10 protein-coding genes and 1 pseudogene are annotated in these 9,556 nt (G+C 43.6%); 8 read left to right on the top strand and 3 right to left on the bottom strand.

What is annotated here, in order from left to right:
- Positions 1–556: M20/M25/M40 family metallo-hydrolase (locus LZG74_RS26035; protein WP_233799379.1), on the bottom strand; the 556-nt coding region annotated here is incomplete at its 3' end.
- A complete protein-coding gene (locus LZG74_RS26030) occupies positions 549–1,340 on the bottom strand; it encodes a glucose 1-dehydrogenase (protein WP_233799378.1) in 792 nt (263 codons plus the stop codon). The genes LZG74_RS26030 and LZG74_RS26035, both read right to left, overlap by 8 nt.
- Positions 1,341–2,412: 1,072 nt before the next feature.
- On the opposite strand from LZG74_RS26030, the gene LZG74_RS26655 reads away from it, so the two are divergent.
- On the top strand, positions 2,413–2,670 hold the full coding sequence (locus tag LZG74_RS26655) for a DNA-directed RNA polymerase subunit alpha C-terminal domain-containing protein (protein WP_409014540.1): 258 nt from the start codon (positions 2,413–2,415) through the stop codon (positions 2,668–2,670).
- Between the two features lie 588 nt (positions 2,671–3,258).
- Here LZG74_RS26655 and LZG74_RS26025 read toward each other — a convergent pair.
- On the bottom strand, positions 3,259–3,642 hold the full coding sequence (locus LZG74_RS26025) for a glyoxalase/bleomycin resistance/extradiol dioxygenase family protein (RefSeq protein WP_233799377.1): 384 nt from the start codon (positions 3,640–3,642) through the stop codon (positions 3,259–3,261).
- 1,020 nt (positions 3,643–4,662) lie between these two features.
- Between LZG74_RS26025 and LZG74_RS26020 the strand changes: the two genes are divergently transcribed.
- From LZG74_RS26020 to LZG74_RS25985, 7 genes and pseudogenes are all read left to right on the top strand, one after another.
- Positions 4,663–5,511: an AraC family transcriptional regulator gene (locus tag LZG74_RS26020; RefSeq protein ID WP_233799376.1), complete on the top strand. Its 849-nt coding sequence runs from the start codon at positions 4,663–4,665 to the stop codon at positions 5,509–5,511.
- A 70-nt stretch (positions 5,512–5,581) separates the two neighbouring features.
- The gene (locus tag LZG74_RS26015; protein WP_233799375.1) at positions 5,582–6,232 is read left to right on the top strand and encodes an HD domain-containing protein; all 651 of its coding nucleotides are present in this window, start codon (positions 5,582–5,584) and stop codon (positions 6,230–6,232) included.
- 21 nt (positions 6,233–6,253) lie between these two features.
- Positions 6,254–6,520, top strand: coding sequence for an SDR family NAD(P)-dependent oxidoreductase (locus LZG74_RS26010; RefSeq protein ID WP_233799374.1), 267 nt, complete (start codon positions 6,254–6,256; stop codon positions 6,518–6,520).
- Between the two features lie 101 nt (positions 6,521–6,621).
- Positions 6,622–7,362, top strand: coding sequence for an SDR family oxidoreductase (locus LZG74_RS26005; RefSeq protein WP_233799373.1), 741 nt, complete (start codon positions 6,622–6,624; stop codon positions 7,360–7,362).
- 42 nt (positions 7,363–7,404) lie between these two features.
- Positions 7,405–8,018 (top strand): annotated as a pseudogene (locus LZG74_RS26650) (SDR family oxidoreductase).
- Between the two features lie 285 nt (positions 8,019–8,303).
- Positions 8,304–8,753 (top strand): carboxymuconolactone decarboxylase family protein, encoded by a 450-nt coding sequence (locus tag LZG74_RS25990; protein ID WP_233799371.1) that lies wholly within the window; start codon positions 8,304–8,306, stop codon positions 8,751–8,753.
- The gene (locus tag LZG74_RS25985) at positions 8,750–9,400 is read left to right on the top strand and encodes an HD domain-containing protein (protein WP_233799370.1); all 651 of its coding nucleotides are present in this window, start codon (positions 8,750–8,752) and stop codon (positions 9,398–9,400) included. Before LZG74_RS25990 ends, LZG74_RS25985 begins: the two co-directional genes overlap by 4 nt.
- Positions 9,401–9,556 lie beyond the last annotated feature (156 nt).

Genomic DNA, 9,556 nt, shown 5'->3' with positions numbered 1-9,556 from the left:
TCGCAAGCACTTCGGCTGCGGCCATTAGCATAGCCGTATGTGCGTCGTGCCCACAGGCATGCATCAGGTATTCAGTCTTTCCGTTTATTTGGGCTGTGGCCTTTGAAGCGAATGGTAATCCGGCGGGCTCCTTAACGGCCAAGGCATCCATATCTGCCCGCAGGGCAACCAACTTCCCTGGCTTCCCGCCCTTCAATATGCCTATGACCCCTGTGCCGCCCACTCCTGTTTGCACTTCAATTCCCAGAGTGCGGAGGTGTTCTGCAACCAGTTTTGAAGTGCGTTCTTCCTGATCCCCCAGTTCTGGATTTTGGTGTATATCCCGGCGCCAGCCGATCAACTTGGACTCGGTGGCCATCGTTTTGTCGCGGATCTTGCTTTCAATTGCAGTTAGCGCTGATAAATTTGCCTTGGCTGGCTTACTAGTTTGCCCGCTGGCCGTCAGTGATACGTAAATAAGTATCAGAAGGGGGATGAGCTTAACGAGGCCCTTGCTGTTTCCGTTTGCTAATTTGCAAATAATCGTTTGCAGCTTTACACTGAACTTGTTAAACATTGCCATAACTGTTTGACTGCCCCCCATCAATAGCAAGAATCTGCCCATTTACATAGGAACATTCGTCGCTTAAAAGAAACGCCACTACCTTCGCCACTTCTTCGGGCAGGCCAAGCCGTTTTGTAGGATTGGCCTTAGCATATTCTGATTCAGCAGCTTTCGGATCCTCAGGATTTACCTGTTTAAAAGCTTCCGCAACCATAGGTGTAAGTATGGCTCCCGGAGCAATCGCATTTGTATTGATGCCGTCTTTCGCATATTCTAGCGCTGCATTTTTTGTCATGCCTGACACTGCATGTTTTGTTGCTACATACGGACTTTGATTTAAAACACCCCTGATGCCTCCTACGGACGCAACATTTACGATCCTACCGTACTTTTGGTTTTGCATGAAAGGAATAACATAGCGCATAGCGTAGTATACTCCCATAAGATTTATATCAATTACTTTTTTAAAGATGTCTAGGTCATATTCTGTAATACTGGCTTGCTTGCCTTCAATTCCGGCATTGTTGTACAGCCCATCAATACGGCCAAACTGATTAATTGTTTCATCAACGTAACCTTTTACGGCAGCTTCCTGGGAAACATCCGCCACAACAGTAATAATTTTGTTAGCCGGAAATTCTCGGCTGATCTCATCCTTAGCCTGGAAAAGACTTTGCTGATTATAGTCAACAAGTGTAAGATTAGCTCCTCTCAAAGCCAGTTCCTTTGCGACTGCTAGACCAAGCCCCATTGCGGCACCGGTAATGATAATAGTCTTGTTTTCGAAATTTTTCATTTTTTACCTTTTTAGAAGATTAAAATTGAAATTATGTTCAAATCGCTATTAAAAGAAGATCTAGGTGAAGTTACTGCTGGAGTGAATTCTTAGGATCCGCTCGGAGAACCTGATAAATTTTTAGCAGTTTTATTTAGCAATCCTGACTATCGCTTTAACTGTCACACCTTTGAAGTACAATTAGTAATAAATGCTTCTTCTAAAGTACAATGTTGTTCCGACATTTCCGCAAGGCGCACATCATCGCATAGCATGTTTAAGTTACTGGTCGAAAGCTTTCATTCCAGCTTAAAATCGGAAGTAAGGCAACGCTGTGTTACTTAAAGCATGAAAGGATTGCGATTGAAGGCGGGATCACTAGTCCAAACTAAAGATTCATTTTTTCTCCTTCCGCATTTTCAACATAACTGACGGTCGAAATATTCGTATCTATATTATGGCAATTTAACTCTGAAATTTTGGGAAAAGAGTCCTGAAGTTTACACTAAGATATGTTTGATAGCAGATAGAGGCGCATAGTTGTTGTACTCGAAAGCAAATTACATTATATTTAAAAAGTTGAGTAACGTGTACAACAGTATGAAATTCGGATATGGAAGGGTAACTGTCTAGGAACAGAACCTGGCTCCACAAATGGACGCTTTTTCAAAAGCTGGAATACAGTAAAGCAAACAAAGTGTAGGACATTAGGTTGACCAAGAGACTTATAAGTAAATATGATGCAATCAAGTATCCAGTAAAAGATCACACGAAAAGAAAAATTGAAGCATTGAGGAAATAATGAAGGCTCATGAAATTTCGTCAAAAGCGACATTTAATAATTATTGAAAGCAGCTGAGATGGTTGTATAGAATATGTCTCCTTCAATGATTAGATAGTTGAGTCATAGGTAACATAAATAAGTATGGCAAAAAATAATATTGAAACGGAGGATATTTTGAAAGCATCTTATAGAGTTGAACTGTTTATTAGGAAATTGGAGAAGCAGATCTAAACAGCTTTAATTTATGAGCCTAGTGGTAGTATTAAACAGGATATACAAGTGCTGAATGAATTTGTTAAGAATCAAAAGATGCTTATTGAGGATGCCAGGAAATCTCTTTCGGGGAACTACGATTATAAAGGCAATTACTTAGATACAGAAATTGTCTCAACCCCACTTTCAACGCGGACTTCCTTATGTTTGAAAAGTGCTAATATAAAAACAGTGAAAGACTTGATAGAAGCAAAGAATAAATACGGACTAAGTCATTTTAAGAATTTTAGAAATTTTGGGAAAACCGCGTATGATGAAGTTGTTCGATTTATAAATATCGTTGAAACCCTCTAACATCGCATGTGATGCTGTACTGGCGCAGTTGGAATACATTCAATTTCGGCACAAACAGGCGTACTGCAATATAATATCCCGGAATGAAATCGGCTGCATCCTCTATCAAAAGGATATAGGTAGAAGGAAGTAACCTCCTGCGACTCCTGCACTTTTTGTTTGACCACAAAAGCCCGCCAGCTACTCTATCCAACCGCTACACAAATCCGCTTCTGCAATCGACATGATCGTTGCGAGTCGCTGGTATACGACCAGCCATGCGTCAATAAGTCCGGGGGTGAAGCCTTGCCGAGCACTTATCACCAGCTATTCATTGCTGATAGTTGGATTTGCACAATTGCCAATGCAAAGAACATTACAGCAAAAGCAAGAGCTGCTAAGATTTGCAAGGAATTTGATTTTGCCACATAAAAGGGCAGATTAGCCCTTCTCAATTTCATCTTCGGTTGTCGGGAATACTACATGTAAGGGTGTGAGCGCAATAATATAACTCTAAGCGAATTCCGGCCATATAAGTGGAAGGCAATCAGGCTTTAATGCTAAAAATTTCCCTCAGATTTGCATGGCCATGCTCTATTGTGTGTTCATTTAGATTTTTTTCTGTATTTGCCAATAGTGTCCGAAAGGGTCTTTAAACATTCCTTGTCGATAGCCATAATCATGATCTGTTGTAGGATTAACCTCTGTTGCTCCCGCCTGAATAGCTTTATTCATTACTTCGTCTACATTAGGGACAAACAATCCGATAATCGTTGTCACTCCTTTGGCACTTATAGGTTCGAGAGCGTCACGCATTGTTTCGTGCACATGAAAAATTGCCCCGTTACTTTCTAATTCAGCTACGTGAATGCTTCCGTCATCGTTACGAAGACAAAAATTTTCAGTTGCTCCGAATTCCTTGTAAAAATCAATTTCAATAGTCCCATTGGGAATATGCAGTTCTGGAGCAAAATGAGTTGGGTGATCTGTCATTCTAATAATTTTTTTCTATAAAAGGCAACAATGGAATGTCAACCTAAACTTTAATATCTGCCACGAAAGTGTACTCGTTTAACATTCCTGACAAGCTATAATATAGGTGCACCCCATATGCATTTGCACCCTTTATCTGAGGTAATGTAGCACTTATTTCGTTTTTTCAGAAATTTTCAATCTGCATTTCCGAGTTGTGCTGACTTAAGCAGTTAAGGCATGCCCACCGCATATTGTATCCGTTGAATCTAGGCCGATAATTGTTCTGCCGCAAAACATCTGGCAATGATATCCAAGACTTAGCCAAATCTGTTTGTACAAAACAGAAAGCCTCTCTTTTAGGGGTAAATGTTTCTTCGGATTGCAAAGCCAGCAGTGAGCTAGGTCCATGGTTCTTTCTCCCATTTGTCGTTTGTTAGCGTACATTAAAAGCAGTCGCTAAAGCATAATTGGAAGATAAGCTGAATCTTAGCTTTTCAAGTGAATAGACGGTATATTTAATAATTACTTTTCTACTGCACTAATATATAGAAGTCCTGAAACAGTGCCCCACATGTGGTCAATACATTGGATTATTACCGGATCCCAAACAAACTTTGTTTTGTAACGATTAGGAGGTTTTAAAATTCGGTGGTTGAAACGAAATGTCCCATCCTTGCATTTTGCACCTTATCGTGGTCTTAAGGTCTTTTTAGGCAGTTCAATAACATCAGGAACATGGTAAATTTCACTTTCGATAACCTATTGTGTGAATCGCTTCGGATCCAGATCCTGCTGTCACAAAAACTGTTTGAGCGTTCATTTTCAAGTTCAATGGTTGATGAGAGTAAAAATCAGGAGTAATTTGTCTGGCTGCTTTGTGTCGGGTCCAACTTTGTCTAGATGTCAAGTTCAATTGGATTGAATGCAAATAAACGTGAGCGAAGCAAGTTTCACAGAGATTGATCTTGCCAGATATCCTAGTACTTATAGCAAGTGATTCGTATTTTTACATGGCAAGTCTCACCAAATACATGCGTCATGATAAGTATTCCAAATGCATCACTTGAAAATGAGATCAAGGATTCGTTCTCGATTAATTTGCTGAACGGTCGCATGCACGTTGAAAAATGCAGGCTCGCATACCATCGGATTATCATGGTCCAATCGGGCAGCGGTAGCATTAGTGTGGATGAACAAGCTTACGAGCTCAATTCGCCGCAGTTGCTGTTGGTTGCCAAAGGGCAAATCCTGACAGGCGCGGACCTACGGATTACGGGCTATGAGCTTTCATTTGGTGACTGTTTTTGGGAGCGCGCCCCTCAAAGTGCCAATAACTGCAAAGCGGTTCTCTTTAATAACGCGTCTGCAAATCAGTTTATACCTCTAAATGAAATGACGTCCGCTGAGCTCAGCCCACTTTTTGAGGCCATTTACCAAGAGCATCGCCGGGTAGATTATATCAACAAGCTTGACGCGATGGCAGCCTACTTAAAGATCATTATGATCAAGATTGCCAACATCAATGCCGCACTTTTGCATGGGTATGATGATTACGACAAGCAGCTTTACCGTAGATTTGTCGAGCAAGTCAGCCAGCACTACCAGGGCTTGCATGATGTAAATTACTATGCAGCATTGCTCAATGTTACGCCCCGTCGGCTTTCAGACGTTTGCAAGAACAGTTGCGGAAAGGGGGCAAAACAAATTATCAATGGACAGTTGGTTGCAGAAGCAAAAAGGCGCTTACAATTTTCGACGCTTCCCGTAAAAGAAATCGCCTATCAGCTAAGCTTTTCCACCCCGGAACAGTTTAGTTCCTTTTTCAAAAAGAATGTCAGTGCTTCCCCGACTGACTACCGGGCCTACTTCGTCAATATTGGAAGGTGAAACGGATATTTTGACATTCCTTTGAGCCGCATCCCGCCATAATTTTGGGTCAATCTAAAACACCTTAATTATGTCGGTAAACAGAATCAAATCATTGGCAGGGATCACCATTCCCGACAGCGCGATTGCCACTCAGGCAACAGAACTTTTGCTGGAACATGGTACTGAATTCATCTACAATCACTCGTTAAGGGTCTTTTTGTTCTCATCATTGAATGGGAAAAGAGTCAATTTGCAATACGATGCGGAGCTGCTCTACGTCAGTTCAGTCTTCCACGATCTTGGGCTTACGCCGCATTACAGCAGCCCCGATAAACGCTTTGAGGTCGATGGGGCGAATGCCGCCAGAGATTTCCTAAAAAGCCACGGCCTGCCTGGTGAATCTTTGCAATTGGTATGGGACACCATTGCGCTTCACACCACTATTGGGATAGCTGAACACAAAGAAGCTGAAGTTGCTTTGATGTACTCCGGGGTCGGCCTGGATGTCATGGGGGAGGGCTATGAGCATTTAAGCCCGGAAAATAGGGAGGAGATCATTGCAGCTTTTCCAAGAAGTGGTTTTAAGCAAAGTATCATCCCAACATTCTTCTCTGGTTTTGAACATAAAACCGACACGACATTCGGTAACATTAAAGCCGATGTGTGCGCCTACATGCTTCCTGATTTCAAAAGAAAGAATTTCTGTGACTGCATTTTGCACTCACCATGGAGTGAATAATTCCAACTATCAAAAAACCAAATGAAAACGCAAAAAACGTGGCTGATCACGGGCGGGGCCAGGGGCCTTGGATTTGAACTAACCAAGGCAGTGCTCGCTTCGGGCGACAACGTAGTAGCAACCGTCCGCAGTAAGCCCCAGGAATTAGCAGAAACATTAGGTAACGATGGGAATCTTCATGTAGCCATCCTAGACGTGACCAGCGAAGAGCAGGCAAAAGCAGCGGTTGATGCGGTACAAAAAAGGTTGCAGCTTTTGAAAAGGACATTTAAGCCTGGCATGATGTAATTATAGAGACGGCGCATGCTCATGAAAATGATGAACAAGTCAATGATAAGGCCATTGTGCAATCCTCTTCACTGAACTCACAGAAAAAAAAAAGAACAATTATGAAAAATCTAATAGACAAAGTAATACTGGTTACAGGTGCTTCAAGAGGGATCGGCGCTGCCATCGCGCGCGCATTGGCAGCAGCAGGCGCAAAGGTCATCGTCAATTATGCCGGTTCGCAGCAGGCGGCCGATCAAACGGTGAGTGAAATTACTGATCATGGTGGTGAAGCGATTGCGATCCGGGCGGATGTGAGCAGTGCCGCCGACGTGAAAACGCTATTTGATACCGCAATCGCGCTTTATGGAAAGATCGATGTGCTGGTCAATAATGCAGGTATTATGATTACCAAACTCCTGAAAGATACGACTGATGAGGACTTCACCCGGCAGTTTGATATTAATGTGCGCGGTACGTTTAACACCATGCGTGAGGCGGCAACACGCCTGTCCGACAAAGGCAGTATCATCAATTTTTCAAGTTCAGTGAACCGGATTATGCTGCCAACTTACAGCACGTATGTAGCCACAAAAGCAGCGGTTGAGCAGCTTACCCGCGTTTTTTCCAAAGAAGTCGGCGCCAGGGGCATCAATGTTAATTCCATATCACCGGGACCAACCAACACCGAGCTTTTTACCAAAGGCAAACCACAGGAAGTAATCGACAAGTTGTCTTCCCTTTCCGCTTTTAACCGCATTGGTGAGCCGGATGACATCGCAAAAATCGTGGTTTTTCTGGCCAGTGACGAAGCTAAATGGATTAATGCACAAAATATCGGGGCTAACGGCGGCATGGCCTGAGCGACTGCTGTTAAATTTTCGGCAAACATTAAATCAGAAATCATGAACAGTTTGAAAAATAAAGTGGCGCTGATCACCGGATCAGCGCGGGGGTTGGGAAAAGCAATCGCTGAACGTTATGCAGCATTGGGTGCAAACATTGTCATAAATTACTCGCGGGATAAGGCTTCTGCTGATCAGGTGGTGAGCAATATCAAGGCAATGGGCATAGAAGTCATTGCCGTGCAGGCAGATGTGAGCAAGGTTTCAATACAAAAGGCACTTACTTCACCATGCAGCAGGCAGCCAGAAATGTGGAGGACAACGGGCGCATCATTTACATTGCTTCCAGCACCACTTCATTTCCTGTTCCCGGAATGGCGGTTTACGGCGGAAGCAAAACCACGCCGAGATATTTGGTTGATATTTTGTCCAAAGAAATCGGTCACAGGGGCGTGACTGTTAACACCATTATTCCCTTTGCAGTAGACCACTCCGGCATCTTTGCCGAGCCCGGCAGTTATCCGGAATTGCGGAAGCAACTGCTCGAGAGCTGCCCTATGGAAAGGCTGGCCGAAGTAGAAGATGTTGCCAATGTGGCTGAGTTTTTCGCCAGCGACCTTTCTCCTTTTGTAAATGGGCAGCATTTGCTCGTCAACGGCGGAGCGACCAACTGATGTCAGGAAGTTATGTATGGCAAGGCGAGTATAATGTTTAGCGTTCAAATGTAGCTTCTTGAATGTGGTTACGGAACTTCACAATTTCTCAAAGAGGACTTCTTGGAGCATTATCTAAAAACATATCCTGGATTTTCCCAGCGCGTCCCGCAATGTCCGATGACTTCTTTCTAGGCTTTACACTTGAATGCCTAAGTGAGTGAAGCAAAAAGTTTCTTTCTTAAACCAGTTTAAGGAACCGGGGCGCCGTGATTTTCAACCTTTGTATAACAAAACATGATTATTATGAACAAAGTCATCAAACACCGTCTCGATGTGTGGGAAGAGGAGCCAGTATACTGGGAATTGGTATCGGCAATAGACAAACGTCTATATCAATCCACGCTTCCTAAAAGCCTGATAGAACTTATCAAAATCAGGGTTTCACAGATTAACAAATGCGCTTACTGCATCGATTACCACACGCAGGACGCATTGCGACATGGCGAAACACCGCGGCGCATCTTCGCCTTGAGTGCCTGGCAGGAAAGTCCGCTGTTTTCGGAAAGTGAACGTTCAGCACTGCAAGTGGCAGAAGAAATGACCTTTATCTTCCAGCATGGCATTTCAGACCAAGCTTATGAGAAGCTCCGGTCATACTTTACAAAAAAGGAAATAGCAGACATTATGATCTGTATATCACACATGAATTTCCTAAACCGGATTGGTATTTCCACAAAAACACAAGCATTATGAGTTCAATTTCAGGTAAAACGATCGCCGGCGTACGGATCCCCGATAGCGCCATGTCGGCTCAGGCCACGGAATTGTTGCGCGAACATGGCAGTGATTTATTATACAACCATTCACTGCGTACTTTTTTGTTTGCAGCACTTAACGGGCAGCAAAACAAGCTCCGCTTTGACGCAGAGTTGTTGTACGTGAGTACGATGTTTCATGACCTAGGACTGACCGCGCATTACCGAAGCGACGACAAGCGGTTCGAAGTTGACGGTGCAAATGCGGCTCGCGATTTCTTGCAAGGTTACGGTCTGCCGCCCCAGTCACTGCAACTTGCCTGGGATACGATCGCATTACATACATCACCCGGTATCGCCGAATACAAGGAGCCCGAAGTAGCCTTACTCAATTATGGTGCGGCCCTTGATGTCGTGGGCAAAGGCTATGACCAGTTAGCCGCGCACGACCGGGAAGCAATACTAAGGAACTTTCCCCGCAATGGACTGAAGAAAAATATGGTCGCCACATTTTATGAAGGCTTTAAGCATAAGCCACAGACCACCTACGGCAGCATGAATGCGGACATTTGCGCCTGTATGCTGCCAGGTTACGTTAGACCGGACTTTTGCGAGGCAATTGTGCAATCGCCCTGGTCTGAGTAGTTCGTACTGAAATGGCCTCGATCATCAAAGCTCATAGTCATTCCGTTTGTTACCCATTAAGAAACTTGGACGCCTTGAATGGATCTTAGTTTACAATAAGAGTACTATCCGGCACCTTAAAATGTACTATGGTTGACAAGCTAATGCTTTTCTGAC

The organism is Dyadobacter sp. CY327 (assembly GCF_021390415.1).
In the GTDB taxonomy this organism is placed as follows: Bacteria; Bacteroidota; Bacteroidia; order Cytophagales; family Spirosomataceae; genus Dyadobacter; species Dyadobacter chenhuakuii.
Note: the sequence above shows the minus strand (reverse complement) of the source record. Positions and strands in the feature narration are given on the sequence as shown.